This is a genomic window from Pseudomonas syringae pv. cilantro, from assembly GCF_001293775.1.
Lineage (GTDB): Bacteria > Pseudomonadota > Gammaproteobacteria > Pseudomonadales > Pseudomonadaceae > Aquipseudomonas > Aquipseudomonas syringae_P.
In genome coordinates, this window is sequence record NZ_LGLN01000065.1 from 135,018 (window position 1) to 161,385 (window position 26,368).

Consider the following 26,368-nt stretch of genomic DNA (forward strand, 5'->3'; position numbering starts at 1 on the left):
CTGTCATTGTCTTGTCCGAAGCCGAAAAAGCAGAGCTTCTACGCCGCGTTAAACAGCGTAAGGGCGCGCAGGATGCCTGTGTTCGTGCCGAAATTATCCTGGCATGCGCGGAGGGAGAGTCTGGAAATTCCATTGCCCAGCGCCTCAACGTTAGTAAGGACGTGGTCTCACGGTGGCGGACGCGCTTTTCGAAATGGGGGTTGATTGGCCTGAACGATGAGCATCGTTCGGGCCGCCCGCGCACAATCAGTGATGAGCAAGTGCAGAAGGTGGTTGATCAAGTTCTGAAGAGCAAACCTGAAGACGCCAGCCATTGGAGTACCCGACAGATGAGCCGGGAAACAGGTATATCTCCTGCTAGCGTGATGCGTATCTGGCATGCCTTCGGAATCAAGCCTCACTTGGAAAAAACGTTCAAGCTTTCTACCGACCCGCTTTTTGTCGACAAAGTGCAGGACATCGTGGGCCTTTATTTGAACCCGCCAGATAGAGCACTGGTGTTATGTATTGATGAGAAAAGCCAGATCCAGGCGCTGAACCGAACACAACCTGGGCTGCCTTTAGCGCCTGGAAATCCTGCGACACGTACGCACGATTACAAGCGCCACGGCACGACTTCGCTGTTTGCTGCTCTGGATGTAGCAACGGGGGAAGTCATTGGCCGGTTGAAACGACAGCATCGCAGTGTCGAATTTCTATCGTTTCTCAAAGAGGTTGATGCCTCAGTACCGACCGATGTGCCGATTCATCTGATTATGGATAACTACGCAACGCACAAGACCGACAAGGTCAAGGCGTGGCTGGCCGCACGTCCTCGTTACAGCATCCATTTCACGCCCACGTCTGCCTCATGGATGAATCTGGTGGAGCGTTTTTTCTCAACGCTGAGCGAGAAATGGATCAAGCGCCAGGCTCATGTCAGTGTGAAGGATCTGGAGGCCTCAATCGAGCACTACCTTGAAACCTATAACCAGAATCCGAAGCCATTTCGCTGGCACAAAAAAGCTGACGAGATACTGGGTTCCGTAGCTCGTGCAGCAAAAGCATTGGGTAAATAATTTTATGCGTTACTTGTGAAGCACCACACTAAGGTGAGAGCGACCGGGGCGGCGGTCCGCCCTGCTCACGAAGATTGCCTGTCAGACGACCAGACAATGCAGATGACAGGCAGCGTGATCTCTACACGAAGCCAACTGAATGACCGATTTCGTCAAATGCCAGCGCCTCAAGGTAGCCGTCAATTTGCATCGATTCATCGAAGAGGACGTATTGCCCTGCACTCACCTGGATACGGAAGCCTTCTGGGAGGCTTCGATGCGCTGGTCCAATACCTTGCCCCGCGCAACCGCGAACTGCTCGCCGAACGCGAGCGCTCGCAGGCCGAGCTGGACACGTGGCACAAGGCGCATCCCGGCCCGATCGTTGACATGCCCGCTATGCGCTGAACGCGGCGAACGCGCGCTGGGGCTCGCTGTACGATGCCTTGTATGGCACTGATGTGAATCCACCGCCAACGGCGCGGAAATCCGTGCCGGCTACATCCCGTTGCGCGGGGCCAAGTTGATCGCTTTTGCCCGCGACCTGCTCGACGACTTGCTGACCATCCCGGTGGTGACCAGCCCGCGTGGACGCGCGAACAGATTCTCGAGGAGCTGGAAAACAACGCTCAGGGCCTGCTGGGCTATGTGGTGCGCTGGATCGAACAGGGCATCGGCTGCTCCAAGGTGCCGGACATCCATAACGTCGGCCTGATGGAGGATCGGGCGACGTTGCGCATCTCCAGTCAGCACATGGCCAACTGGCTGCTGCACGATATCGTCGGCCAGCAAGATGTGCAAAACGTGCTGGAGCGCATGGCCAAAGTGGTGGACAAACAGAACGCCGGAGATTCGTATTACCGCCCCATGGCCCGAGACTTCAAGCACTCCACGGCGTTCAAGGCCGCGTGCGCGCTGGTGTTCAAAGCCGTCGAACAGCCCTCCGGCTCTACCGAACCGCTGTTGCATGAGTTCCGGCTTGCGTTCAAGGATCAGCACTGATCGTTTGCGGACATACTTGAACATCAACGGCAGGCTGCAAACCTGCCTGCCGTTGACTCAAGCACTTCGTAGAGGTCAGCATCGCTTCTGCGTGATCCGCTGACTAGCGCTGTGCCGTTCGATGGCGTTTCATGGTGTTTGCTTACCCAGCAATAAAAACCCGTCGGTCCAGCGAATGTCCATATTTTCAACTTTCTTCAAGGCGGTGAGCCGCCCGTTCCCCAACTGCAAGTAATCATACAGAAAATCATAAACAAACACGCCATTCGCACATTTATTCTCAGGCTGATACTTGTCTTTCAGGTCATCCTTCCTGAGACTTTCTTCAATATCCGCATAACGCTTACAAGACTGTTCAAGGGCAGACCTCAGTCTTTCTCGATCAGGAATATCGTTATTGAAAAAATTGAGGGTATAGTACAGTGAGCTCAACCCAACAAAATCAGTTTGAGCATAGTCACTTGATTTGACAATAGGGATCAGCTTGTTGATCTCAGACTGATAGTTGGCGGCAATAGCATCATCGTAAGCACGGTCGCACTCTGCAAAATCAAACGCGCCCGTCATGGGCACTTTCATTACAGGCGAACCTTGTGGGTAGCAACGTTGCTCCTGCTGCTTTATTTTGTTCATGGACGTCCTGGCAGCATCGGCCCCCAGGCCCAGCAGGCTTTCACTCATAACCGAGTAGGTTTTTCCATTCCACGTTACTGCACGAGCATTTTTACTGACGTCTGTTTTATCATCCGATGGAGACTTGAGCGCGAAAGTGATTTGACTCGAAGCACCGCCCATTTCGATTATGCCCAACGTGTTGTCAGACGTTGCCAGCCCTTTCAAAAAATTGAGGTGCACCCAGGCAAATATCCCCTCATCCCTGCCATCTATTGTGCCCACCTGCCCCAACGCCCAACCCTTGGCCAGAATCGACGCGTTCACAGACTTATAAATAGCGTCTTGCTGATCCGCAGACAACTCGCGCATGCCGGCGGTGCCCAGAACATTCACAAGCACAGTATTTTTTTCCAATGCGTATTTCTTTTCACCGGCAAGCCTCTCCAGCGCGTCCAGCAAGGGAGCTATCAACAGGTAGCCTGAATCGTCAGGTACACTTGCATAACTGGCCAGTGGCAGTTTGGAGTTGTATTCCACAACCGGCGTCACCGTATCGGCAGACAACCGATAAAGAATACCGCGCGTTTTGCTGCTTCCGGCATCGACAACCACCTGCCATGTCTCCGGCCGAACATCTGCCCTGACCGTCACAAGCGGCACGCTCAAAAAAAATAACGCAACACAGGCTATTCTGAAATATCTGAAACCGAATAACAAAAACATGGACATCACTCCTTGTGAAGTTAATGCAGAATGTAAAGACAGGTGACTCAAGCACCCGACTACTATTGAATCCTTTCAAAAAAATACCGAACCATGTTCAGCCTACCGACACGTCTCTCCCACAGCTTTTCGCCTGGCAGCCAGCAAAAAACGGCCTACAACTTGTAGATCGAAATCCAGCTCATGTCAGCGTGGGTGGTGTAGATGTAAGTACCCGCCTTGTTCAGCACCGAACCGCCCACGGAAGGGAAATAAGCAATGCAGGTCGTGACTCCCTTCACCGTATCGATTCTGTAGACGTCGTAATTGCAGGTGTAGACGGCGTAGACATAGCGATTGTCCGGGGTGATGCCGATGACTTTGACCGGATAGCCCTGCGCACCGATTTTTTCCCGGTAGAACATCCGGTTGGTGGTGGCGTCCACCACGTAGACCTCATCGATCCCGCCCACGTAAAGGCGGTCGCCGGCGGAACTGATGACCATCGAACGAGGGTCGGCAAAACCGGGAATGTCATGCTGCAGGTAATCGAGCGTGCCGATGGCGAGGACGTCGGTCGGCGCCTGCCGATCGAGCAGGGTTGTGGCGTAGACCCGACGGTTGTCGGGGCTGACCGCCAGGGCCAACGATGCCATGGACAACGAGCCCAGATCGAAATCGTTTTCGACTGTGTAGTTTTCCGTTTCGATTACCCGGATGAGTCCCCCCGGCGCATCCTGAAAGGACAGACAGATGAATCGGCCATCCGGGCTGCACAGAATCCTGTTCACGTTGGCCGCGGGGATAATACGGATCACTTCGCGCAAACGGGTATCGACCACGTAGCACTTCTTCTGGCCGATCGTGTACAGCCGTTTTCCATCGGGACTCAGCGTAATGGCGCCTGCCCCGGCGCGCTTTACCGCACCCACCACGCTTGCGGAGGCAATATCGACCACGCTGACCTCGCGACCGCTTTCATGAGCGACATACAGCGTTGTTTCATCGGGGCTGATGACGATCTCTCCGGGGACGAAGCCCAAGGGAATGATGCCGGTCAGCCATGCAATATCCAGGGGTACTCCTGCACCGACCGGATCTGCGACATGTATCAAAGCTCTAACGTCCTGAGATGCTTTTTTTTGCATTTTTCCCACCAGTCAATAGGTCTTGCAAGACCGCCAGAATGGGGACTGGATACGAAGAGATGTCCCCAACATCCAACGATGCGGCCAAGACAGTTATGCCGCTCCGATCCAAAAACATACGATCATTGAATACTCAACAAGAGGGGTTGGGTACTGACAGAAATAACAGTCGAAGCCCCCGAAAAACGCTCGAACCGGGGTGCAGAATGGGTTGAAAGGCACAGCGCAGGGGCTATCCAGCCAGACCCTGCGCAACGTGCGAAGCGGGGTAACCATTGGTCAGGCGTATGCCGTATCAGTTGCTCGAAACGGCAGCCGCCAAGGTTGCTCAGGAACTTTGCCGGACCACCAGCTCGAACCCCAGATCCACCTGGGATTCCTGAGTGATGCCGTCGAGAAGTCCCAGCAACAATTGCGCTGCGCGTTGCCCCACGGCTTGCCGGGGTGTGCGGATCGACGTCAGGCGCGGGACCATGTGCGCAGAGCCCGGCAGGTCATTGAACCCCACCAGCGACACCCGCTCGGGAATCGCGATGCCAAGGCGCAGCGCCTCCAGCGCGGCGCCCTGTGCCAGGTCGTCATTACAGAAGAACACCCCGTCGACATCCGGATGCTCGTCGAGCAAACGCGCGAACAGTTCACCGCCCAGCGCAATCGAGGATGCCTCGCGGGTCATGACTTGCAGTTGAGGATCAAACACCCCCGCCTCTTCGAGCACCTGACGAAAACCTGCACCACGTTGCAGCACGCGCGGGTCAAGTTGCGCAGCCATATAGGTCAGGCGACGGCGGCCACGGCCCAACAGATGTCGGGCTGCCTCGGCCCCTGCCTGCTGCTGGGAAAAGCCGACGCAGTAAGCGCCACGACGGGTATCCAGTTCCATCATGTGTACGCAGGGCACACCGCTGGTTTCCAGCATCTGCCGCGCTGCGGGCGTGTGATCAAAACCGGTCAGCAGAATGCCACGCGGCCGATTGACCAGATGGTTGCGCAGCAGTTTCTCTTCTTCTTCAGGCGAGTAATGATAATTGCCGATCACCACATCCAGACCGCGCACGCGCAGCACGTCCTGAATGGCTTCCAGCGTTTCGATGAACAACTGATTGGAAAGCGAGGGCACCAGAACCACGACCGTCTGGCTGAAGGCAGAGGCCAGGGCTCTGGCCGCAGGATTGGCGACATAACCCAGGCTCTGCGCCGCAGCACGAACCTTTTCGACCAGTTCCGGTGCCACGGTGGCCACACCCCGTAACGCGCGCGAAGCGGTAATCGGCGAGACGGCAGCCAGTCGTGCAACTTCATTGAGGGTCGGGCGACCCGTAGAGCGGGAACCAATGCGTGTCATGCGTTGCCAACTAACATAGGGGTTGCCAAATATGTCGAATGCCCCATAAGGTAGCGCTGTCTCATGGAACGTGACAATGCTTTATCGCTGGTTTCACGTTCGGGTGCCCTGCCAGGCTGCCCCGGAGAACAGCCTCCGATGGTTAACGATGAACCCAAAACAACGACAAGAACTGGAACAGCCCAGGCTGAGCATAATGTCCACCGGACAAAGACAGCGCTGTCTCCAGATGAGGTGCCTACTGTGACAACTGCGAATACTGCTATTTCCGCCATTGTGGTGATGGGTGTGTCGGGCTGCGGCAAAAGTGCCGTCGGTGCCGAAATTGCCCTCAACAGCGGCGGTCGCCTGATCGAAGGCGATGCGTTCCATCCTCAGGCCAACATCGACAAGATGAGCGCCGGCACCCCCCTAAACGACGAAGACCGCGCCGGCTGGCTGACCCGCCTCGGCGAAGAGATGGTTGCTGCCCTTGCCAAGGGTGAACATCCGGTCCTGACCTGCTCTGCCCTCAAGCTCATTTACCGCCAGCGTTTGCGCGATGCCGTACCGGGTCTGGGCTTCGTTTTTCTGGAACTGACCAAAGAGCTCGCGACCGAACGCTGCTCGCATCGGCCCGGTCATTTCATGCCCGCCAGTCTGGTCGACAGCCAGTTCGCAACGCTCGAATCACCCGCCGGCGAGCCGCTGACACTGGTGGTCGATGCGACCCAGCCTATCGACGTGATTGGCAAACAAGCCGCAGCATGGTGGAAAGGCTCCCACGCCTGATAAAGGCGTGAACGCGAAAGACAGCGCTGTCTTTCGTACACACGATAGAACGACGGCGCTCTTGGCAGCGACCTAAAATAATAACCGGAGAGACACCCATGTTCGGTATGACCCATGAGACGTTTTTACTCGTCGATGCGCTGGTGACCATCGTCGGCCTTGTGCTGTTGATCACCACCTTCAAGGTTCACCCCTTCGTCGCGCTGACCCTGGCGGCAGGTTTTCTCGGCCTGACCTCCGGCATGCCGGTGGAAAAAGTCATGAAGTCGTTTCAGGACGGTTTCGGCGGCGTGCTGGGCTTTGTCGGCATCATTCTTGGGCTGGGCACAATGCTCGGCAAGCTGATGGCCGATTCGGGCGGTGCCGACCAGATCGCGCAGACCCTGATCCGTGTCTTCGGCAAGCAGAAAGTGCACTGGGCAATGATGTTCTCGGCGTTTCTGGTGGGCATCCCGCTGTTCTTCGAGATCGGCTTCGTGCTGCTGATCCCGTTGGTGTTCATCGTCGCGCGTCGCACCGGTGTGTCCATCGTCAAGATCGGTATCCCGCTGCTGGCAGGCCTTTCGGCGGTCCATGGCCTGGTGCCGCCGCATCCGGGTCCGTTGCTGGCCATCGGCATTTTCGGTGCGGACATCGGCAAGACCATTTTCTACGGCCTGATCGTCGCACTGCCGACAGCAATCATTGCCGGGCCGATTTTCGGCAACTGGATTTCCAAACATATTCCTGGCACCCCTTCGCAGGAACTGATGGACCAGATCGCCAAGGAATCAAGCACTGAAAACCTTCCTGGCTTCGGCATCACGCTGGTCACGATCCTGCTGCCTGTTTTCCTGATGCTGCTCAAGACCTTTGCTGACGTGGTGTTGCCTGAAAACAACATGTTCCGCATCTGGATGGACCTGATCGGTCACCCGATTACCGCCCTGCTGGCAGCGCTGTTGCTGGCGTTTTACACCTTCGGCGCGGCACGCGGCTTCGATCGCTCGAAGATCATGAAACTGCTCGACCAGAGTCTGGCACCGGTTGCAGCCATCGTGCTGATCGTTGGTGCAGGCGGTGGTTTCAAGCAAATGCTGGTCGCCAGTGGTGTGGGCGATGTCATCGGTCACATGGCGGTGCAGGCGCAGATCAACCCGATCATGCTGGCCTGGCTGGTGGCGGCAGTGATTCGCATCGCTACCGGCTCGGCGACCGTCGCGACCATCACCGGCGCCGGGATCGTCGCTCCAGTGGTCGGCCTGATTCCCGGCGTCAACCGTGAGCTGCTGGTTCTGGCCACCGGCGCGGGCTCACTGATCCTGTCGCACGTCAACGACGCCGGCTTCTGGCTGGTGAAGCAGTACTTCAACATGACGGTTGCCGAGACGTTCAAGACCTGGACAGTGATGGAAACCTTGCTTTCGGTGGTCGGCCTGATCTTCATCATGCTGCTGTCAACGCTGGTATAGCCCGCAAAAGACACCGGCCTTCGCGGACTCCGACCCGCGAAGGCCCGTGTCTCACCTGAAGCCGCAGGGCTGCGACAACGCCAGCCTTACACGACCTGCGTTGATATTCCCCGCACAGCTATGCCCCCGTCCTACGCCTCCCTACACCTCTTTCCATTTGATTTTTCAGAAAGCTCGGGCAAGTTTCGCAAGTCGAGCCTACGCTTACATTCATGTGGAATTTGGCCCGCCTGATCTCGTCTACCACGGCGAGAGCTGCCTGAACGTGCTCATCCGTTCGCGTTACTTTTCATGTAGCGCCAGTAAACACGGGCATTTTTACGTCAAAACGGGCAGAATTGGCGCACTCGTCGTATCGGGCATGCAAATCTCGATGACAAGAAAATGAACCGAGGGAATTAAATTCACCTGTGCAACGTCATAAGACGGATGCATTTGGATGCACTCGGCAACAATCACCACGCAAAGGCAAACGCCAGCCTCTTGATAGAGGCGTTTTCAAGAGGCCATCAAGGAAAAGATTATGTTGATACTCACTCGCAAAGTAGGCGAAAGCATAAACATTGGTGACGAAATCACCGTCACTATTCTTGGCGTTCAAGGGCTGCAGGTCCGCCTGGGCATCAACGCGCCAAAAAATGTTTCTGTGCACCGCGAAGAAATCTACAAACGCATCCAGGCAGAACTGGCTCCGAACCAGGACCCACAATAAATCCTGCCACCCCCTTATTCAATGCAGACCTGCCAGTCATTGGCGGATCTGCCGTACGGCGCCCCCGGGGCGCCGTTTTTTATGCCTGGCGTAATGCGAACGTCAGCGGTCGCCTGTTGCCGCAGCCGGGCGAGAACGGCTTCGATCACTGCCCGACTGGCGTCATGGTGAAATAGCCAGACACCGTAGATACGCCCATCGAATGCCGGTTCGCTACCCAATTGTGGATTGACCCCGAGCCCGGCGCCCAGACCGAACAGATGCAGCCCGCTGAGTCGCCGCCCGCTCTGATCCATCGGGCATCCGGCAGGGTCGGAGTCAAGCCCGCCCTTGATCTCGCGCAGGTTGATCAGATTGCCATCGCCATCACGCATGACCGGCAGCAACGGCTGATACCCTGAGCATTGCACCACCACACTGGACTCGGCCAGCGCCAGCCGGGCCTGCTGGTGATCCCCGGCCCGTCCTCCGGATACCTGCAACAACTGCACGCGCACGCCGGTTTTGCCCACATGGCCACTGAGCATCGCCTCACGCCCGATATCCAGTGAGCGATAGCGCAAGCCGCCAGAGCGATTGATGCGCCCTGACACCGGGCACCGGTCGAGCTGCGGGTCAAACTCGTAGCCCGCAGCCTGCGCCTCCTCGAGGCTTTCATAGAACAGCCTGATCCGGCTGCGGTGGATGAGTGTCAATTCCTGCAAACCGGCAAACTCGAGCGCATCTGCCAGGTTCTCCAGCATGGAAAACGCACTGTGCGACCCGCCTACCAGGGTGATACGCCCTTCACTGGCCAGCGCCAGCGCGAACACTTCACGCAACTGCACGGCATTCATGCGCAGCAACCTGTCGGCGCTTTGAATATTCATGGTCTCGGACAGCGGCAAATCATGGCGCGCCAGGCTGGCGATCATGTGCTGTGGAACCTGTCGACCACCCGGATTGAGCACCAGGGTCTGGCTGCGCACCCAGCGAGTGACGCCGGCCCTCTCGACGCGCAGGCAGAACGCATCGTCGGCGCTGATGACTTCGGTAATGACGGTGCCAGACCAGACCTGCACGCCGTAGTGATTCACGAGATGGTCCAGCACCAGTCTGGAAGCCTCGGCCATGAGCAGGCCGACGTCCGACAATTGCGGTGCGCTCTGCGCGTGCGCTTTGATTCGCCAGTAGGCCGCTGAGTATTCCAGAGGCTTCAGCACGTCACGTAACGCGGGGTCACGCAGACAATCGATGAATACGTCACCGATCGAATTGGCCGTGATCCGGTAATGACCCAGCGTGCCCATCCCGGGCTGATCGCTGGCATCAATGACAATCAGCCCGTTTGCCGCAATCTCGTTCATTGCCCCGCTCTTCAGGGCATTGAACAGAAATCCCATACCCGCGAGGCCCGCGCCTCCCACAACACAGGCGCAGGTTGTTTCCATACGATTTTCAGACATGATGATGCTCCATCGTCATTGCGTACGTTGGTGCAATCCGGAAAGACTGGATGATCGAATACTCGACTGATTGAGACGAACCAGCGTCCATGCACGATTCAGGAAAAGACAGGGTAGGCTTTAAGGTCCGGGCGTAGTTGCAGGTGTTACAGGTTGTTACACGCTCAAACGTTATATTACTTTAGCGGTACTGACGACTTGAGGAATCAGATTGCAACGTTGACTCAACAGACACCAAGGCTACCGCCAGTCCCTTCAATTAAAGTTTTTTGCAACTACTGACCGCTTGCAAGGTATTGCGATTGCAACCCACGTACTGATAGTTGCAAACAATACAGAATGTGTCAAATAAGACCATTCAGGCAGACGGCCTCGAGGTCGCCCTGCAAGCTCATGATTTGAATAACATTGTTATTTTTTTATGTTTATGGACATTGCGCTGATGATGTTCCGACGCGGCCCAGGTAGTTTTTTATTTTTTGATCGCAGCGGTTAAAAAACACTATCTTCCAGCGCCGACAATTTGACGAGCCTTGCGGCGCTGGTCATGCATTACCTGTATGGGCAAATACATCTGAAAAGGCAGGCCGCCGGGCAGACATGAAAAAGCCCCGGCCGAAGAAGACAAGGGCTTGGGGCTACCTGCACGTTATGTCACGTCGCCAGCGGGCTGGCGTCGATTCACGCGGTGCGGTAACGGACCTGAACCGTTCCATCGTGAGCGAGCCCGTAACGGAGCTCTGCCACCAGAACGGAGATGTCACGGCTGCTCTTCAAGCGGTTTAAAGAAATGCCTGTTTCCAGCAATTCCACTCGCCCGGAAGACGGGTCTTTGACCTGCACCGTCATTGACTGGTCTTGAGCGATCGTGCAAGTGCACTGTAAGGGCAGAAAGGCACCTTCGACAATGCTGCGAAGTTCCAATGTAGACAATCCACTGGCAATCATTTTTTATCTCCTTATGTGTCACGTTCAATCAAACAGTGGTTGTTCGCGATTTTTATTATTAATTGACGTTTTAACGCAACCCGAAAAGGCCAGCCAATTATTTGTCGCCACGCGCCTGATTCCTGAAACACTTATACGCCCAATCCCGATTGCCAGGCAACTTCCACATCTGAATATAAATAGAACGGTTATAACCAGACAGTGATAGAAACAATAGAAAAAACGATTCACCTTAGTGTTATCTGGCAGTAAACCGCTTGACGTGGATCAATGCGTCTGAGCGCACCCTCGCTTTTTAAAAAAGCGGACGACGAACGGTCTTGAGTTCACAGTCAATACATCATGAAAAACACCACGGTGAAAGCCAGGTTTTCACCTGGCTGTCGTCAGAAAGGTTGCCTGTTCACTCAGCCGACCCTGAAAGACGCAGATGGATCAATGCCACGCGGGCGCCTTGCTTGTCACGTCGCTCCTCAATGGCGTACGGGCGAAAGCCCATTCGCGGGTAGAACAGTAGCCCGGGTACGTTGTGGTTGTAGCAGGAGGCAATCAGCTCGGTGGCTTCATGCTTGTCGAACGCGATGCCCATCATGGTCGTGATCATGTAACGCCCTACCCCTTTGGCGCGGGCCTTGGGCGCGATGATGACATTGCCCAGCGTACAGCGACCCCGGAAATGGCATTGCGCGAAGTTGGCAAACCCTACGACTTCGCCGTCCATCTCGATGACGATCGAATCATGCCGGGTCTCCAGCGCATCGCGCAGTTGTGCGGCATCCAGCGGATAGGTGGCTCTGGGGAACATATAGAACAGTTCATCGGCATTTTGCGGCAGCTCGCAGACCGCGGCTATGTCTTTTTCTTCCAGGGGACGGTGATCGAACATAAGGCGGTAACCTCTTGAAGAAATTGAAAAAACCATGAGTGACAGCGTAGATGAAGCGGCGAATCGAGCGTCGGCAAATGACCAGAACACAGCGCCCGCGCCGCTACAGCATAATCCCCGGCTATCTAAAAGAGCTACCTCCATAACGAATCGTGCTAATGAGCGGCTTTGTTGACGCTGATGGCCAGCTGACAGTGCAAGGCATTGACCCAGCGAGAATTATCGTTGCCTAGGGTCTGTTCCCGTTTCATCGCGCAACCGCGCAATATCCTGTAACCGATGTTTCATGGCTGGTCTTGCAACCGAAGCGCATAAACGGCATTTATTTCACTTTGCTGACCAGGATGTTCACGCTATGCCGATTTCTCCTCTGGCTCGCTTCCAAGCGCGTCCACTTAGGTGGATCGCCGTTGCCGCGATCATTATCGGGCTGCCGGTCGGTTGCTCGGTGCTCGAACATAAAGAACGAGAGCTGGTGTTTCGCATCGAACCCGGCACTGCCAGCTGGTACAGCGGGCTGCCTGACGATGTGCAGGAGATCGAGCTCAGTACGCCGGCATTCGGCACATCGCAGAACATTCATGCGTGGTGGTGGCCGGCGGCGGACAAGCATGCCCCCGCCGTGCTGTACCTGCACGGCTCGCGCTGGAACCTGACCGGTCAGCTGTTTCGAATCCAGCAACTCAAAGCGCAGGGCTTTTCGGTACTGGCCATTGATTACCGGGGTTTCGGCCAGAGCGTGGGCCAGCTACCGTCCGAGAAAACCGTTTATGAGGACGCGCGCATTGCCTGGGAACGTCTGAAGCAGTTGCAGCCCGACCCGCAACGCAGGCTGATCTACGGACATTCGCTGGGCGGTGCGGTCGCCGTGGATCTGGCTGCCGAGCTGGGCCAGGATGCCGAAAATGACCCCGCGCAGCTTCAGGCCCGCGGGCTGATCATAGAGTCGACCTTCACCAATCTGGCCGACGTCGCCACAGCGCTCGCCAACACATCGCTGCCGGTACGCTGGCTGCTGTCACAGAAATTCGACTCGCTGGACAAGATCGCCGACATTCACATGCCGGTACTGATCGTCCATGGCACTAACGACAGGTACGTGCCCTCGCGCTTCAGTGAGCAACTGTTCGAAGCGGCCAGGGAGCCGAAAAAACTCTTGCTGATACCGGGCGGCACGCACAACAACAGCATGCAACTCGGGCAACCCGCCTATGGCCGGGCCATTCAGGCGCTGCTGAAGGCTCCGGCCTCATTGTCACAGGTCAGCACACACGATCAGGCGCGGCAGAACGCCGGTTAGACAGCGCCAGGCATGGAGCAGTAATCTGCCAGCCCGTCACTCAAGGACTGTGCGATGAATGCCATTGTCGAATACTCGGACCCGCAACACCGCCTCGCCGTCATCCAGCTCTGGAGGACGGTCTTCAACGACGACCAGCCACATAACCGTCCGGACCTGTCGATCGACAAGAAACGCGCTGTCGAGGACCGGCTGTTTTTCGTGGCCCTGCTGAACGGCGCAGTGGTCGGGACCATTCTTGCCGGCTACGACGGCCATCGCGGCTGGCTGTATTCGGTGGCGGTCGACCCGCAACAACGTGGCAAGGGCCTGGGGTCGGCGCTGGTGAAACACGCCGAACAGGCGCTGACCGAACGTGGCTGCGTGAAGATCAACCTGCAGGTGCGCACGCTCAACGAATCGGTGCAGGCTTTTTACCGGACGCTGGGCTACACCCAAGAGCCCATCATCAGCATGGGCAAGCGGATTGACGCCAACGTGCTCGCGCCATCCTGAGCCATTGATAGGCTGTTCGACGGTCAAGAAAAGCGGACACAGAAAGAATCATTTATTTACATGAGAATCAATATCAAATTACAATTATTGCTATTAACGTCCTGATAGAGCACCTTCCTTGAGCACCTCCTCCCAACGCATTCGTCGTAATGGCCCTTTCCTGCTGTCCGCGATGTCGCTGGTCATGCTCTCCAGCGGCGCAGTCAATGCCGCCCAAACCGCTACGTTGCCCGCCACGCAGGTTTCTGCTGCGGCCACCGAAAGCCAGGAAGGCTACAGCGCCAAGAGCACCAGCACCGCGAGCAAGAGTGATGTGCCGATCAAGGAGGAAGCCCAGTCGGTCAACGTCGTGACGCCACAGACCATCGCCGATTACAACGTGCGCTCGCTGGACGACGCCATGAAGTTCGTCAGCGGCGTCAGTCAAGGCAACACGCTGGGCAACACCAAGGACTCGCTGGTCAAGCGCGGCTTTGGCACCAACGATGATGGCTCGATCCTGCGCGACGGCGTGCGCTCGGTGGTGTCCAGGAACTTCGGCGCGACCACCGAGCGAGTCGAGGTACTCAAGGGCCCGGCCTCGCTGCTTTACGGCGCAATGGAACCGGGGGGCGTGATCAATGTGATCAGCAAGCAGCCGCAGTATGTGCAAAGCACCACCCTGAGTGGTTCCTCGTACAGCGAAGGCGGCGGCAGCTTTGGCGTCGACACCACCGGCCCGCTGGGCGACTCGGGGCTGGCCTACCGCCTGGTGACCGAACGTCAGAGCGAAGATTACTGGCGCAACTACGGCGTTGATCAGCACACCCTGATCGCCCCCTCCCTTTCGTGGAGCGGCGAACGCGCCAGTCTGACGCTGGCCTATGAATACAACGATTACATCAGCCCGTTCGACCGCGGCACCGTCTTCACTAACGGCCATCCGGCCGATATCAGCTATAAAAAGCGACTGGACGAAAAATGGGCCAACACGGTCGGCATCAGCGAAACAGCGACCGCACGGTTCGAGTACCAGCTCAGCGACGACTGGAAAACCCGCCTCACCTACGGCTGGAACAACGACCGCTACAGCCTTTCGATTGCCCAGCCAAGCACCCTGTCCGGCAGCGGCGTGCTGCGTCGCCAGGCCAATGGCGGCCATTATGATTACGAAACGCGTTATGCCAGCTGGGACTTCATCGGCAAGCAGGACATTCTGGGCCAGCAACATGATCTGCTGATCGGTGCCGAGCAGGAAGACTCCGACAAGTATCGCGGCAAGATTTATCGCAATGCGGTTCAGGGCGGTTTCAATATCTTCTCGCCCAGCTATGGCAGCCTGGCCGAGCCAAGCGCTATCAATCGGGCTACCAGCAACCTCAGCAATCAGCTGACGTCCACGTCGCTGTACATCAAGGATAACTGGCACCTGAATGACCGCTGGATTCTGGTCCTCGGTGGCCGCTATCAGCACTATGACCAGTACATCGCTCAGGGAATGGGTGCCAGCCGCGACACCAACCTGGACAAAAATGACGATATCTTCCTGCCGATGGCAGGCCTGGTGTTCAAGGTCAACGACGATCTCTCGCTGTACGGCAACTACAGCCGCTCGTTCGTGCCCAACGAAGACGTGAATGACGACGGCACGACGTTCGACCCTGAAGAGGGCCGCAGTTACGAGGTGGGCGCCAAATATGCGCTGGCACCAGAGCTCAACATCAACCTCGCCGTGTTCGACATCGAAAAGAAAAACGTCGTGACTGCCACAGGCGTTACCGGCGTCAGCGAAGCGGCTGGCAAAGTCGGCTCACAGGGCGTGGAGCTGGACGTGACCGGCCGTATCGCCGAGCGCTGGGACATGATCGGCACCTACGCCTACACGCACACCGAAGTGCTCGATGACCCTGAAACCGAGGGTAATCGTTTGAGTCAGGCGCCGAAACATACCGCCAGCCTGTACCTCAGTCACCACCTGCAAGTTCCGTCCGGACTCGGCGACTGGCATGCCGGCGGCGGCGCGCGCTATGTCGGCGAGCGGGCTGGCGACGACGCCAATACGTTCTACATGAGCAGCTACACCGTGGCCGATGCGTTCCTGCGCTGGGACCTGCCGATGGCGGGCTACAAGACGCGTCTGCAATTGAATGTGGATAACCTGTTCGACAAACAGTATTACCCGTCCAGCACCGGCAACGCGTTGCAGGTCAACGTGGGTGAACCCCGCACTGCCCGCCTCAGCGCCAGCGTCACGTTCTAGTTTGGCCGGCTTCAGCGCCTGAACGATGAGTTCAGGCGCGCATTGTTTGCCAGTGCTGGAATCAGAACTTCATTCTATAAAAGCTGATCAAGGTTTCATTGGCATGGATATGGTCGATCTTGCCGATGAAGGCGCTTTTTTCCAGCCATTCATTAGGGCCCAGGGAAACCTGAAAGCGAGGCGTACATGTGCATTGATAATGGCCTTCGCTGATTGGCCAGATGCCGTTCTGCAGTTCTTGCTGCCCGGCTTCATCCATGCACAACACGCCCCTGCTTTCAACGTTGATCAGCTCGCCCAGTCGGGTGATCAACGTAAAACGAGTGTCCAGAAAGGCGAGTTCGGATGACAACTCGACAAGCGAGTTACTGCCGCCGGAAAGTACCGTACCGCTGATGAATTCGCCGCGGAACTCACCCCCCAGGATCAGGCTGTTACTGCGCAAACCATCGTTGCAGATGCCCATGAGCACCGGAACGTCGGTTTTCAGAATGACGGTCAGTACTTTCTCGAGCACCGGTGCCGCTGACGTATTTCCACGAAGGGAGCTTTTAACGGGTTTCTTGAAATCGATGATGTTCATGGACCTGTTCACTCCATCGTTGAACACGTGTCAATTGGCAGAATTGAAGGGGCATCCATCTATCGGCATTTATCTGGGCCTCCTTTTCCAGTAAGCTCCACGCAACCGACTGAAATCGTACCGAACGGTTCAGTTCCAGTCTAGAGAATTTTGCGCTTACTGTACCTAACGGTTCACTAAGGGATTGAGGATATCAATGAAGGTGCGTACTGAAGCTCGCCGCGAAGCCATTATCGATGCGGCTGCAAGCGTCTTTCTTGAAATGGGCTACGAGCGCGCTTCGATGAATGAAGTCACCAAACGCATGGGCGGCTCTAAAGCAACAATCTACAGCTACTTTCCTTCCAAGGAAGAACTGTTCGTCGCGGTGGTCAACAGGCTTGCAACGGCGCACCTCGCCGAGGCGGTCTCCGAGCTGACGGTTCACGAAGATTCAGAGGTCGACTTAAGGACGCTGTTCACCCGGTTCGGTGAGCGTATGCTTATGGTGCTTATCAATGATGATAAGGCACTTGCCGTCTATCGCATGGTGGTCGCCGAGTCAGGGCACTCGGAGATCGGCATGATGTTCTATGACTCAGGCCCCAGAGAATGTCTCCAGACGGTAACCTCGCTGATGACGCTGGCCATACAGCGGGGACAGTTGCGTGACGCTGATCCGCACATCGCAGCGCTGCAGCTCACCTCGCTGTTGACTGCAGAAACCGACATTCGCCTGTACCAGCAGGCGCCCATGCCGCTGAGCATCGAGCAGATCCGCGCCATGGTCGAGCGTGCAGTGGATACCTTCATGGCGGGTATGGAAAAACGTTGATACGGCGGGCTGCACCCAGTAGCCACAGGTGCGGAATCTGACTTTGCAACCGCCCTGAAACATTTGGTCACTCTTTTAGAGCCAAGTTAATCCGCTTGAGGGCGATAGCATTTTGCCCCTTCTGGAGAAACACCCATGATCCTGCGAAAACTCAACCTGGCCCCACGTTCGGCACTTTGCTTCGGTGTCTTCTGCCTGATGATCATTGCCTTGGGACTGCTTGCCTTGCGTCAAGCGGCTGAACTCAACGCTGCGGAAAAATTTATCGAAAACAATGTACTGCCAAGCGTGAAGCTGCTCGCTTCGATGGATCGGGAGTTCGTGACTATCCGGGGTAATAATGCTCGCGTACGAAACCCGATCGAACCGCAGGATCGAAAGACCAAGGCGCTCAGCGACATCCAGCAGTCACGCTCGCTGATCGCAGGCTTTTCTGATGCACTGGGCAAGTTGATCGTGACCCCGCAAGGACGCGAGGCCTTCGGCGAGCTTACTAAAGCCAATGGCGATTACCAGGTGACACAGGATCGCTATCTGGCCCTGGTTGCCGCAGGTAACCTTGAAGCTGCAGTGCCACTGTCCAACGGCGAAATGAAAAATTCGGCCGATCAGGTCGAAAACACCCTCAAGAAGCTGATTGCCGTAAACGACGGCAAAGCTGAAAAAGCCGGTGACGCTGCAGACACTGCCTATCAGCAAACCTTGTGGCTGGTTGGTATTTTCATCACGGTGGGTGTGCTCACCACTCTCATTCTCGCCTGGCTGTATACCCGCAGCCTGACCGGGCCGATTGGCGAGTCGCTGAGCATCGCGCAACGCATTGCCGGCAACGACCTGAGCAGGGACATTCCAGAGAATGGCACCGATGAAGCGGCGAAACTGATTGCCGCACTCGCAGCCATGCAAAACAACCTGCGCAGTGCCCTGACCCTGATTGGCGACTCCTCCACGCAATTGGCCGCCACTTCTGAAGAAATGCATGCAGTGACCGAAGACGCATCCCGTACCATTCAGCGTCAGAGCAACGAGATCGAGATGGCTGCCACCGCCGTCAATCAGATGAGCGCTGCGGTTGAAGAAGTCGCCGGCAACGCCGCATCGGCCTCGGAAGTGACCTCGCAATCCAGTGCGGCGGCCATGGCCGGGCGTGCGCAAGTGGATGAAACGGTCACAGCGATCAACCTGATGGTCTCCAAGGTGCAGATCACGTCCACCGAAGTGCAAGGTCTGGCCGTCATGGCCACCGACATCAGCAAGGTTCTGGATGTGATCCGCGCCATTGCCGAGCAGACCAACCTGTTGGCGCTCAACGCGGCGATTGAAGCTGCGCGCGCCGGGGAAGCCGGGCGAGGCTTCGCCGTGGTTGCGGATGAAGTCCGGGCACTGGCACACCGCACTCAGCAATCGACACGGGAAATCGAACAGATGGTCGGCTCGATTCAGACCGGCACCGGTAATGCGGTGACGGCGATGGAGCAAACCAGTGTGCAGGCGCACAAAACCCTGGAAATGGCCAACGGTGCTGGCAAGGCACTGCTTGAGATCACCGACTCCATCAGTCAGATCAACGAGCGTAACCTGATGATCGCGACCGCTGCCGAGGAGCAGGCTCAGGTCGCTCGTGAGGTCGACAGAAGTCTGGTCAGCATTCGCGACCTGTCCAGCCAGACATCCGACGGATCGAATCAGACCGCCATCGCTACTGCCGAATTGTCGAAGCTGGCCTCTGGCCTGAATCGTCTGACCAAACAGTTCCGCGTGTAACCTTCACGTGCCGGAAAGCCTGCTTTCCGGCACGCCCGCTTGTCAGATCGACCTCCCTCCTCTAAGTTGTACGACAACAGATGAAATGCGCGTCTGTTCGAGTGTGCTCAGGCATCCAACAATGCCAACACCTACAATGACAAGAAAAAGGGACGATCATGAAAAAGCTGACACTGCTGTTAGGCTTCCTGTGCCTGTTCACAGGCTATGCTGCCGCCGCCCCCTCCGACGAGGCCGACGTGGCAAAGGCTGTCGATAAACTGACTCAGGCCATGTGGCACAAGGATATAGTGCAACTCAAGGCCCTGACTGCGGACAACCTCAGCTACGGCCACTCCAGCGGCACGATCCAGGACAAACAGGCTTTTATCGCAGACATCGAAACCGGCAAGAGCGCATTCAATGAGCTGAAAATGCTCAACCAGAACATCACGCTGTCGGGCGACGTCGCCATGGTTCGCAATCACTTCTCGGCGCAAGCAGTGAACAGCGGCAAAGTGGTGCCGACCGAAATCGAAAACTTCCAGATCTGGCAGAAACAGAACGGCCAGTGGCTATTGATTGGCCGCCAGGCATTCCGCTTCTAGCTCTTCACTGCTGCTGCGCTCCAAACATCGCTGTCCAGTAGATGCCCGCATCGCTTTTCGGGTCCATCGCATAGGCGGCGCCCAGTTCGCGAAAAACGGGGTTCATCAGGTTGGCGCAATGACCGGGGCTGGCCAGCCAGCCATCAACCACCTTGCGGGCAGTGTCCTGGCCAGCGGCAATATTCTCACCGACCTGCTGGCCGACATACCCGGCCAGCTCGGCGCGATCACCCGGCATGCGGCCCTCACGATCCTTATGGTCGAAGAAGTTATTGTTGGCCATGGCCTGCGAGTGACTTTGCGCCGCCGTGCCCAGGGTCTGGTTCCAGGCCAGCGGCGTGGTGGCCGCGTAGGATTGCGGGCCGCACTGGCGCGCTTGAGTGCGTGCGGTGTTGACCATCTGCAGAATCTTCTGCCCTTCTGCCTGCCAGTCGCCCAGCCGTGAGGCCACCAGCGAGCGCGCCAGCACGATGCGCCAGTCGCGCCCTTCCCGGCTGACACCGATATCGACGAATTGCGGGTCCAGCACCACCTGGCAGAAGCTTTCCTGAACGGCTTTCATGGCCGCTGCCGAATCGCGCGGCCCGGACAGGCTGATCGCCTGTACGGTGACCATCGGATAGGCCGCCCGGGCCAGCGACTGCTGCAGGTCCAGGTTGCCGTTGGCAGGCAGGACCAGTCGTGGATCAGGCGCCAGGGGCGGCAACTCCATGGAGACCTGCTCGCCACAGCGTTGCGCCTGTCCCCGGTAGGCGTTGAGGGAGTCGACCAGTTGCGTCTCTTCACTGGCCAACACAGCGTTGGCACACATCATTCCCAGTGACAGCAATGAAAGGCGCAGAACGGATGCAATGACAGGCATGAAAAGTCTCTCTCGGGCTGATGACGCCTATGATGCGCGAAATCACCCGGTCAAGCGCAACGCCTTTTTCATTGCGCGACGAACGCCATGGTCCGCTCAGGTGCGCCATCGCGCCTGACCACCGCCCGGCAAGCCCGGCTCAAAGCTTGAAATTGGCAACCAGTGTATTGAAGGATGTCGCTAGACGGGACAGCTCCTGGCTAGAAGCGCTGGTCTGATTGGCACCCGCTGCGCTCTGGGTGGAGAGGTCCTGAATGTTGATCAGGTTACGGTCCACTTCACGCGCTACCTGAGCCTGCTCTTCGGAGGCAGAGGCGATGACCAGGTTGCGCTCGTTAATGGTTGCCACGCCCTGGGTGATTTTTTCCAGCGCCGCACCGGCACGCAGCGCCAGATCCTGAGTGTTGGTCGCCAGCGACAGACTTTTACCCATCGCCGCCACAGCGCCGTCGGCACCGGACTGCACTGTGCTGATCATGCCTTCGATTTCTACAGTCGACGCTTGGGTACGGTGAGCCAGTGCGCGGACTTCATCAGCCACGACCGCAAAACCGCGCCCCTGCTCGCCGGCACGTGCAGCCTCGATGGCCGCGTTGAGCGCCAGCAGATTGGTCTGCTCGGCAATGCTGCGAATCACGTCAAGCACCTTGCTGATTTCCCGCACATGCCCGGCCAGCTCGGAAACGGCGCCGGTGGACTGGGTGATTTCCTGCACCATGGTCGTGATGCCTTTGACCGTGTGATCCACCTGACCGCGCCCGTCGATGGCATCATCAGTGGCGGCCTTGGACGCTTCCGACGTGGACACCGCGTTGCGCGCCACTTCCTCGACCGCGGCAGTCATCTGGTTCACCGCAGTGGCCGCCTGCTGGATTTCGTCGTTCTGGCGAGTCAGCCCGCGCGTGCTCTCATCAGTCACCGCGCTCAGCTCTTCGGCTGCGGAGGCCAACTGGTCAGCGGCACTGGCGATCTGCAGAATGGTGTTTTTCAGACCGGTCTGCATACCCGACAACGCATCGAGCAGTTGCCCTGCCTCGTCGCCGCTGGTGGAAACGATCGGCTGAGTCAAGTCACCACCAGCAATGCGTCGGGCGCTTTCAACCGCGACGGCCAGTGGCCGGGTAATCATGCGAGTGATCAACACGCCCAGCATGATCGCCACCAGAAAGGCAATCACTACGCCCGCCTCCAGCATCGACACCGACGTGGACTTGAGCTCGGCAGCGGCGGCGGCCCCTTCCTTGATCTGACGATTATTGGACTCGATCATGGTCCGCAGGTAACCGCGCGCCTTGGCGAAGCCTTCCGAGGACAACGTGTTCAACCGGTTGCGGGCGTTCTCGTAATCGCCAGCCCTCATCAACTCGACCACTTGCTGGGTGCCGGCGATGTAAGCAGGCAGCATTTGCTCCAACTGGTCACCCGCCACGCGTTCGTCGTCTTCAAGGGGCGTCGCACGGTAGATCGCGAATACTTTCTGCGCTCGTGCCAGGTCATCGCCCAGCGCCTGGCGGACACGCTCCTTGTCAGTCTCGGGCACGCCGCCGTCCTGCGCGTCCAGCAGGCGGTAAAGGCCACGGTTATGCGCCGTGAGGCGGGTGAGTGTCTCGTTGGTGTTGCTCACAGAAACCAGGTTATTGGAGAACGTCCGCTCCAGCGCGTCGGCCAGACGTGTCACACCCACCATACCCAGGCCGCCAACGGCCAGGGTGATCAGTGCGCAAGCGATGAACGCCGAGAGAAGCTTGGTCGAAAACGTTAACTGACGCAGGAGATTCATGAGGCTGATCCGAGGGTGATGAAGGCTGGCATGGGCACTGAAAGGATTTTTCAAACAGCAGTGATATCATAATGACTTCACCCCAAATGGATCGTTCCGCCACCCCCGGAGTTATTTGAAAATAACTTTGACAAATCGAAAATTGCGACTAGCGGATGAGAATGAAGCGCAGTTCGCCGCACTCGATTCCGACTGCTCGACTCCTGCTGTCAGTGCAACCGAAACGTCTTGGTTGCCGTGCTGCCGAGACGCCCCTCGGCGTACGCCTTGGCTTTGCGCGTCAGTTCGTCAAGATGGCGATCGCGCTGCTTCTCCGCGTCGAGCATCGCCTGCTCGCCGTGTTGCTTGAGCAGATAGGCATGGATCTGCCGCACCTCCACCGAGCTGTAAATGGGCGCGATGTCCATGACCGCCAGCAAGCCGTCCGTGCCGTGGTCCCTGGTGTTCATGATCACCTGCGGCCCGCGTGCGCCCAGCACCTGGAACCCCAATGCTTCGAAGCAAGGCACTTTGTCGACGGTGCAATACAACTCGGCATGCGGATAACGAGCGACCATTTTCTCCAGCATCGCGCGTGCAATACCTTGCCGACGCTGGCTTTCGCGTACCGCCATGTAGGCCACGGCGCACGCCTGCGGGTCGTTCTGCACGGGCAGATAAAGGAGAAAACCCGAGACGATTTCCGGGTCGTCATCATCCAGTGCCACGATCAGTTCGACGGTCAGGTCTTGCGACCCGTCCATGGCATTCAGATAAAGATGCACCTCATAGCCCACGCCGTACTGATAAAGGTTGTACAGCGGATTGCTCGGCACAATCGCGACCAGACTGATGTCGGTTACATAATCGACGACCATTTGCTGAATCTGGCTGCGGATGAACTCCGGTGGCGGGGTTTGCAGCAGCATGACGGTGGACATGGGACGGCGGACTCCGGAATATGAGGTTTGCCTGTTCAGGCGCAAAAAACATGATAACGCTAAACGCGAGCACAACGCCGATTCGGTATTTTCCTGATTGCTCACGTTACAACTTGACACGTACCCATCCAAGCAACCATCAAATAGCCATCATGGTGTTGCGTTTTCAGGCGGTAATCAGTACGCTCGTTCCATATAACACTACTGGCCTGACGAACGATTGCCCGCCAGAGAAGTTGATAATCATTATTATGTAATATTTATATGCGCAAGAAATCAGGATTCTGGTTAGAAGCGATATTCATTAGAAATCCTTTTTATTCATATAGATAGAGAACTAGACAACGGTGCAAGGCGGCTCTTTGCCATGAGCCAGACTGATCGCTACTTCATCTTTTCCAACGAAAAGGCAACGACTTTCGAGTCGATCGCTCGCATTTTTATCAATCAACCCGATGCATTTTTATAATCACAGTTTTTCCCTCGCCCGCATAAGATCATTCCGCTTACTAAAAAAATATGAGGGATTCAAAATGCCGTTATTAAACTGGTCCAGACACATGGTTCATTTAACTGCAGTCGGCCTTATCAGCATGCCGGCAGCCTACGCAGCCGACACACTGACCCGCGACAATGGAGCCGAAGTCGGCGACAACCAGAATTCCCAGACCGCAGGCGCCCAAGGGCCAGTCCTGCTGCAAGACGTGCAATTGCTGCAAAAACTGCAGCGTTTTGATCGCGAGCGCATTCCGGAGCGTGTGGTTCACGCTCGAGGCACTGGCGTCAAAGGCGAGTTCACTGCGTCGGCCGACATCAGCGACCTGAGCAAGGCAACGGTCTTCAAATCAGGCGAGAAAACGCCAGTTTTCGTGCGTTTCTCTTCCGTGGTTCATGGCAATCACTCGCCTGAAACCCTGCGCGACCCACACGGTTTCGCCACCAAATTCTACACAGCTGACGGCAACTGGGACCTGGTGGGCAACAACTTCCCTACCTTCTTCATCCGCGATGCCATCAAATTCCCGGACATGGTCCACGCGTTCAAGCCTGACCCGCGCACCAACCTCGACAATGATTCGCGTCGCTTTGATTTCTTCTCTCACGTTCCAGAAGCCACTCGCACGCTGACCCTGCTGTATTCCAACGAAGGTACGCCAGCAGGCTACCGCTTCATGGACGGCAATGGTGTGCACGCCTACAAACTGGTCAACGCCAAGGGCGAAGTACACTACGTCAAATTCCATTGGAAAACCCTGCAAGGCCTTAAAAACCTCGATCCGAAAGAAGTCGCTCAGGTCCAGTCCAAGGACTACAGCCATCTGACCAATGATCTGGTCGGCGCGATCAAGAAAGGCGACTTCCCGAAATGGGATCTCTACATTCAGGTCCTGAAGCCTGAAGACCTTGCCAAGTTCGAATTCGACCCACTGGATGCCACCAAGATCTGGCCTGACGTGCCGGAGAAGAAAATCGGCCAGATGGTGCTGAACAAGAACGTCGACAACTTCTTCCAGGAAACCGAGCAGGTCGCCATGGCTCCGGCCAACCTGGTACCCGGTATCGAACCTTCCGAGGACCGTCTGTTGCAGGGTCGTGTGTTCTCTTACGCCGACACCCAGATGTACCGTCTTGGCGCCAACGGCCTGAGCCTGCCGGTCAACCAGCCTAAAGTGGCCGTGAACAACGGTAATCAGGACGGCGCGATGAACAGCGGCCACACCACCAGCGGCGTGAACTACGAGCCAAGCCGTCTGGAACCGCGTCCCTCCGATGACAAGGCGCGTTACAGCGAGCTGCCGATCAGTGGCACCACCCAGCAGGCGAAGATCACGCGCGAGCAGAACTTCAAGCAGGCGGGCGATCTGTACCGTTCTTACAACGCGAAAGAACAGACGGATCTGGTGCAGAGCTTCGGCGAGTCGCTGGCCGACACCGATACCGAAAGCAAAAACATCATGCTGTCGTTCCTCTACAAAGCCGACCCTACCTATGGCACTCGGGTCACCGAAGTGGCCAAGGGCGACCTGGCCAAGGTCAAGTCGCTGGCTGCCAGCCTCAAAGACTGATGAGCTGACGTCCCGTCCCGGCGCCTGGTGCGTCGGGGCGGTTCAAGCCAGGAGAACGCCGTGAAAAACCTCATCTACGGTTTGCTGCTGTTTGCCGCAGCCGCCAGCGCAGCGCAACCTTCGCCACCTCCGGAACTTACTCCAGAACTTACCCCTGAACAGACCGCCAGCCAGCTGCGCACCCTGTTCTTCGACGCCTCTCGTGAAGGCAACAATCCGATGCTGGACACCTTCATCGACGCGCATTACGACCTCAACGTTCGTGACCCGCAGGGCTACACCGGCCTGATTCTGGCCGCCTACCATGGCCATGAAGACTCGGTGATTCGCCTGATCGATGCCGGAGCAGATCCCTGTGCCAAGGACAACCGCGGCAATACCGCGTTGATGGGCGCAATTTTCAAGGGTGAACTGAGTATCGCCAAGCGGCTGGTGCAAGCCGACTGCGGCCCGAACCTGACCAACAATGCCGGACAGACCGCAGCCATGTATGCGGCCCTTTTCAAACGCACCGAAGTGCTCAAGGCGTTGACCGACAACGGCGCCGACCTGAGCATCCGCGACAGCATGGGCAACGACGTGCAAGGCTTGTCCAAAGGCGAGTTCCAGGCACCGCCGACGCGCTGACATCGGTCGGCCTGTACGTTTAACGGCGCGCGGGGCCGGCGTTAACCTGCTGCTGACGCCTGCGCCCGAACCCTCAGCCATTCGTCCGCAACCTGGCCCATGTCTTTGGGCTCGGCATTTTTGATCCACGCCATGAAGGCGCGATCGAACCTGAACAGCGGGCCGCACTGTTCGAGCAGGAAACGCCGTACGTTCTGCGTATTCCGATAGTGGGCATCCACCGGGGTGTCACGCGTGATCAGGTCAGAGTGCCAATCGAATGCCATGCG

General features: G+C 57.1%; 23 protein-coding genes and 3 pseudogenes. 14 read left to right on the forward strand and 12 right to left on the reverse strand.

Annotated features, from left to right (window positions below; genetic code table 11):
* The 3 genes and pseudogenes from ABJ99_RS16135 to ABJ99_RS29245 form a co-directional block, all read left to right on the forward strand.
* Positions 1-1,058, forward strand: a pseudogene (locus ABJ99_RS16135) (IS630 family transposase); the annotation flags it as partial.
* A gap of 96 nt (positions 1,059-1,154) precedes the next feature.
* Positions 1,155-1,445 (forward strand): hypothetical protein, encoded by a 291-nt coding sequence (locus ABJ99_RS29240; RefSeq protein WP_230081040.1) that lies wholly within the window; start codon positions 1,155-1,157, stop codon positions 1,443-1,445.
* Between the two features lie 133 nt (positions 1,446-1,578).
* Positions 1,579-2,039: pseudogene (locus ABJ99_RS29245) on the forward strand (malate synthase G); the annotation flags it as partial.
* Between the two features lie 129 nt (positions 2,040-2,168).
* Here the strand turns inward: ABJ99_RS29245 and ABJ99_RS16145 are convergent.
* From ABJ99_RS16145 to gntR, 3 genes are all read right to left on the reverse strand, one after another.
* Positions 2,169-3,377: an acetate and sugar kinases/Hsc70/actin family protein gene (locus tag ABJ99_RS16145; protein ID WP_054086657.1), complete on the reverse strand. Its 1,209-nt coding sequence runs from the start codon at positions 3,375-3,377 to the stop codon at positions 2,169-2,171.
* Positions 3,378-3,532: 155 nt separating this feature from the next.
* Positions 3,533-4,504 (reverse strand): YncE family protein, encoded by a 972-nt coding sequence (locus ABJ99_RS16150; protein ID WP_054086658.1) that lies wholly within the window; start codon positions 4,502-4,504, stop codon positions 3,533-3,535.
* 328 nt (positions 4,505-4,832) lie between these two features.
* Positions 4,833-5,849, reverse strand: coding sequence for an HTH-type transcriptional regulator GntR (gene gntR, locus ABJ99_RS16155; protein ID WP_054086659.1), 1,017 nt, complete (start codon positions 5,847-5,849; stop codon positions 4,833-4,835).
* Positions 5,850-6,131: 282 nt separating this feature from the next.
* Between gntR and ABJ99_RS16160 the strand changes: the two genes are divergently transcribed.
* The 3 genes from ABJ99_RS16160 to csrA all read left to right on the forward strand — a co-directional run bounded on the left by ABJ99_RS16160 (position 6,132) and on the right by csrA (position 8,783).
* Positions 6,132-6,620: a gluconokinase gene (locus ABJ99_RS16160; RefSeq protein WP_054086772.1), complete on the forward strand. Its 489-nt coding sequence runs from the start codon at positions 6,132-6,134 to the stop codon at positions 6,618-6,620.
* A gap of 98 nt (positions 6,621-6,718) precedes the next feature.
* Positions 6,719-8,071: a GntP family permease gene (locus ABJ99_RS16165; RefSeq protein WP_007251225.1), complete on the forward strand. Its 1,353-nt coding sequence runs from the start codon at positions 6,719-6,721 to the stop codon at positions 8,069-8,071.
* Positions 8,072-8,594: 523 nt separating this feature from the next.
* Positions 8,595-8,783 (forward strand): carbon storage regulator CsrA, encoded by a 189-nt coding sequence (gene csrA, locus ABJ99_RS16170; protein WP_002554157.1) that lies wholly within the window; start codon positions 8,595-8,597, stop codon positions 8,781-8,783.
* A gap of 14 nt (positions 8,784-8,797) precedes the next feature.
* On the opposite strand, the gene ABJ99_RS16175 is transcribed toward csrA, so the two are convergent.
* From ABJ99_RS16175 to ABJ99_RS16185, 3 genes are all read right to left on the reverse strand, one after another.
* Positions 8,798-10,228 carry a pyridine nucleotide-disulfide oxidoreductase gene (locus ABJ99_RS16175; protein WP_230081041.1) on the reverse strand — a complete coding sequence of 477 codons (1,431 nt, stop codon included), beginning with the start codon at positions 10,226-10,228 and terminating at the stop codon, positions 8,798-8,800.
* 681 nt (positions 10,229-10,909) lie between these two features.
* Positions 10,910-11,176: a DUF1652 domain-containing protein gene (locus ABJ99_RS16180; RefSeq protein ID WP_054086660.1), complete on the reverse strand. Its 267-nt coding sequence runs from the start codon at positions 11,174-11,176 to the stop codon at positions 10,910-10,912.
* Between the two features lie 403 nt (positions 11,177-11,579).
* On the reverse strand, positions 11,580-12,062 hold the full coding sequence (locus tag ABJ99_RS16185; protein WP_054086661.1) for a GNAT family N-acetyltransferase: 483 nt from the start codon (positions 12,060-12,062) through the stop codon (positions 11,580-11,582).
* 355 nt (positions 12,063-12,417) lie between these two features.
* On the opposite strand from ABJ99_RS16185, the gene ABJ99_RS16190 reads away from it, so the two are divergent.
* From ABJ99_RS16190 to ABJ99_RS16200, 3 genes are all read left to right on the forward strand, one after another.
* Positions 12,418-13,362 (forward strand): alpha/beta hydrolase, encoded by a 945-nt coding sequence (locus tag ABJ99_RS16190; RefSeq protein WP_054086662.1) that lies wholly within the window; start codon positions 12,418-12,420, stop codon positions 13,360-13,362.
* 54 nt (positions 13,363-13,416) lie between these two features.
* Positions 13,417-13,857, forward strand: coding sequence for a GNAT family acetyltransferase (locus tag ABJ99_RS16195; RefSeq protein WP_054086663.1), 441 nt, complete (start codon positions 13,417-13,419; stop codon positions 13,855-13,857).
* Positions 13,858-13,975: 118 nt separating this feature from the next.
* Positions 13,976-16,096 (forward strand): TonB-dependent siderophore receptor, encoded by a 2,121-nt coding sequence (locus tag ABJ99_RS16200; protein ID WP_080378180.1) that lies wholly within the window; start codon positions 13,976-13,978, stop codon positions 16,094-16,096.
* Positions 16,097-16,157: 61 nt separating this feature from the next.
* Here the strand turns inward: ABJ99_RS16200 and ABJ99_RS16205 are convergent, their stop codons facing one another.
* Positions 16,158-16,679, reverse strand: coding sequence for a DUF3237 domain-containing protein (locus ABJ99_RS16205; RefSeq protein ID WP_054086664.1), 522 nt, complete (start codon positions 16,677-16,679; stop codon positions 16,158-16,160).
* A 196-nt stretch (positions 16,680-16,875) separates the two neighbouring features.
* Between ABJ99_RS16205 and ABJ99_RS16210 the strand changes: the two genes are divergently transcribed.
* From ABJ99_RS16210 to ABJ99_RS16220, 3 genes are all read left to right on the forward strand, one after another.
* Complete coding sequence (locus tag ABJ99_RS16210; RefSeq protein ID WP_054086665.1) at positions 16,876-17,493, forward strand: TetR/AcrR family transcriptional regulator; 618 nt, start codon at positions 16,876-16,878, stop codon at positions 17,491-17,493.
* Positions 17,494-17,628: 135 nt separating this feature from the next.
* A complete protein-coding gene (locus ABJ99_RS16215) occupies positions 17,629-19,257 on the forward strand; it encodes a methyl-accepting chemotaxis protein (RefSeq protein ID WP_054086666.1) in 1,629 nt (542 codons plus the stop codon).
* Between the two features lie 158 nt (positions 19,258-19,415).
* Positions 19,416-19,844: a nuclear transport factor 2 family protein gene (locus ABJ99_RS16220; RefSeq protein WP_054086667.1), complete on the forward strand. Its 429-nt coding sequence runs from the start codon at positions 19,416-19,418 to the stop codon at positions 19,842-19,844.
* 4 nt (positions 19,845-19,848) lie between these two features.
* On the opposite strand, the gene ABJ99_RS16225 is transcribed toward ABJ99_RS16220, so the two are convergent.
* From ABJ99_RS16225 to ABJ99_RS16235, 4 genes and pseudogenes are all read right to left on the reverse strand, one after another.
* A complete protein-coding gene (locus ABJ99_RS16225; RefSeq protein ID WP_054086668.1) occupies positions 19,849-20,706 on the reverse strand; it encodes a CAP domain-containing protein in 858 nt (285 codons plus the stop codon).
* 139 nt (positions 20,707-20,845) lie between these two features.
* On the reverse strand, positions 20,846-21,709 hold the full coding sequence (locus tag ABJ99_RS29910; protein ID WP_411431747.1) for a methyl-accepting chemotaxis protein: 864 nt from the start codon (positions 21,707-21,709) through the stop codon (positions 20,846-20,848).
* Positions 21,704-22,486, reverse strand: a pseudogene (locus tag ABJ99_RS29915) (MCP four helix bundle domain-containing protein); the annotation flags it as partial. The pseudogene ABJ99_RS29915 and the gene ABJ99_RS29910, both read right to left, overlap by 6 nt.
* A gap of 209 nt (positions 22,487-22,695) precedes the next feature.
* Positions 22,696-23,406, reverse strand: coding sequence for a GNAT family N-acetyltransferase (locus ABJ99_RS16235; protein ID WP_054086670.1), 711 nt, complete (start codon positions 23,404-23,406; stop codon positions 22,696-22,698).
* Between the two features lie 560 nt (positions 23,407-23,966).
* Here ABJ99_RS16235 and katB point away from each other — a divergent pair.
* Both katB and ABJ99_RS16245 read left to right on the forward strand, forming a co-directional pair.
* Positions 23,967-25,472, forward strand: a complete 1,506-nt coding sequence (gene katB / locus ABJ99_RS16240) for a catalase KatB (RefSeq protein ID WP_054086671.1) — start codon at positions 23,967-23,969, stop codon at positions 25,470-25,472.
* A 60-nt stretch (positions 25,473-25,532) separates the two neighbouring features.
* Complete coding sequence (locus ABJ99_RS16245) at positions 25,533-26,099, forward strand: ankyrin repeat domain-containing protein (RefSeq protein WP_054086672.1); 567 nt, start codon at positions 25,533-25,535, stop codon at positions 26,097-26,099.
* 41 nt (positions 26,100-26,140) lie between these two features.
* Here ABJ99_RS16245 and ABJ99_RS16250 read toward each other — a convergent pair whose 3' ends face one another.
* Complete coding sequence (locus ABJ99_RS16250) at positions 26,141-26,365, reverse strand: DUF6434 domain-containing protein (RefSeq protein ID WP_054086673.1); 225 nt, start codon at positions 26,363-26,365, stop codon at positions 26,141-26,143.
* Positions 26,366-26,368: the final 3 nt, after the last annotated feature.

Excerpts from the sequence above, each read along its gene's own strand:
- ABJ99_RS29240 (WP_230081040.1), top strand. The coding sequence starts at position 1,155 with ATGCAGATGACAGGCAGCGTGATCTCTACACGAAGCCAACTGAATGAC.
- ABJ99_RS16145 (WP_054086657.1), bottom strand. The coding sequence starts at position 3,377 with ATGTTTTTGTTATTCGGTTTCAGATATTTCAGAATAGCCTGTGTTGCG.
- ABJ99_RS16150 (WP_054086658.1), bottom strand. The coding sequence starts at position 4,504 with ATGCAAAAAAAAGCATCTCAGGACGTTAGAGCTTTGATACATGTCGCA.
- gntR (WP_054086659.1), bottom strand. The coding sequence starts at position 5,849 with ATGACACGCATTGGTTCCCGCTCTACGGGTCGCCCGACCCTCAATGAA.
- ABJ99_RS16160 (WP_054086772.1), top strand. The coding sequence starts at position 6,132 with ATGGGTGTGTCGGGCTGCGGCAAAAGTGCCGTCGGTGCCGAAATTGCC.
- ABJ99_RS16165 (WP_007251225.1), top strand. The coding sequence starts at position 6,719 with ATGTTCGGTATGACCCATGAGACGTTTTTACTCGTCGATGCGCTGGTG.
- csrA (WP_002554157.1), top strand. The coding sequence starts at position 8,595 with ATGTTGATACTCACTCGCAAAGTAGGCGAAAGCATAAACATTGGTGAC.
- ABJ99_RS16175 (WP_230081041.1), bottom strand. The coding sequence starts at position 10,228 with ATGTCTGAAAATCGTATGGAAACAACCTGCGCCTGTGTTGTGGGAGGC.
- ABJ99_RS16180 (WP_054086660.1), bottom strand. The coding sequence starts at position 11,176 with ATGATTGCCAGTGGATTGTCTACATTGGAACTTCGCAGCATTGTCGAA.
- ABJ99_RS16185 (WP_054086661.1), bottom strand. The coding sequence starts at position 12,062 with ATGTTCGATCACCGTCCCCTGGAAGAAAAAGACATAGCCGCGGTCTGC.
- ABJ99_RS16190 (WP_054086662.1), top strand. The coding sequence starts at position 12,418 with ATGCCGATTTCTCCTCTGGCTCGCTTCCAAGCGCGTCCACTTAGGTGG.
- ABJ99_RS16195 (WP_054086663.1), top strand. The coding sequence starts at position 13,417 with ATGAATGCCATTGTCGAATACTCGGACCCGCAACACCGCCTCGCCGTC.
- ABJ99_RS16205 (WP_054086664.1), bottom strand. The coding sequence starts at position 16,679 with ATGAACATCATCGATTTCAAGAAACCCGTTAAAAGCTCCCTTCGTGGA.
- ABJ99_RS16210 (WP_054086665.1), top strand. The coding sequence starts at position 16,876 with ATGAAGGTGCGTACTGAAGCTCGCCGCGAAGCCATTATCGATGCGGCT.
- ABJ99_RS16215 (WP_054086666.1), top strand. The coding sequence starts at position 17,629 with ATGATCCTGCGAAAACTCAACCTGGCCCCACGTTCGGCACTTTGCTTC.
- ABJ99_RS16220 (WP_054086667.1), top strand. The coding sequence starts at position 19,416 with ATGAAAAAGCTGACACTGCTGTTAGGCTTCCTGTGCCTGTTCACAGGC.
- ABJ99_RS16225 (WP_054086668.1), bottom strand. The coding sequence starts at position 20,706 with ATGCCTGTCATTGCATCCGTTCTGCGCCTTTCATTGCTGTCACTGGGA.
- ABJ99_RS29910 (WP_411431747.1), bottom strand. The coding sequence starts at position 21,709 with ATGCAGACCGGTCTGAAAAACACCATTCTGCAGATCGCCAGTGCCGCT.
- ABJ99_RS16235 (WP_054086670.1), bottom strand. The coding sequence starts at position 23,406 with ATGTCCACCGTCATGCTGCTGCAAACCCCGCCACCGGAGTTCATCCGC.
- katB (WP_054086671.1), top strand. The coding sequence starts at position 23,967 with ATGGTTCATTTAACTGCAGTCGGCCTTATCAGCATGCCGGCAGCCTAC.
- ABJ99_RS16250 (WP_054086673.1), bottom strand. The coding sequence starts at position 26,365 with ATGGCATTCGATTGGCACTCTGACCTGATCACGCGTGACACCCCGGTG.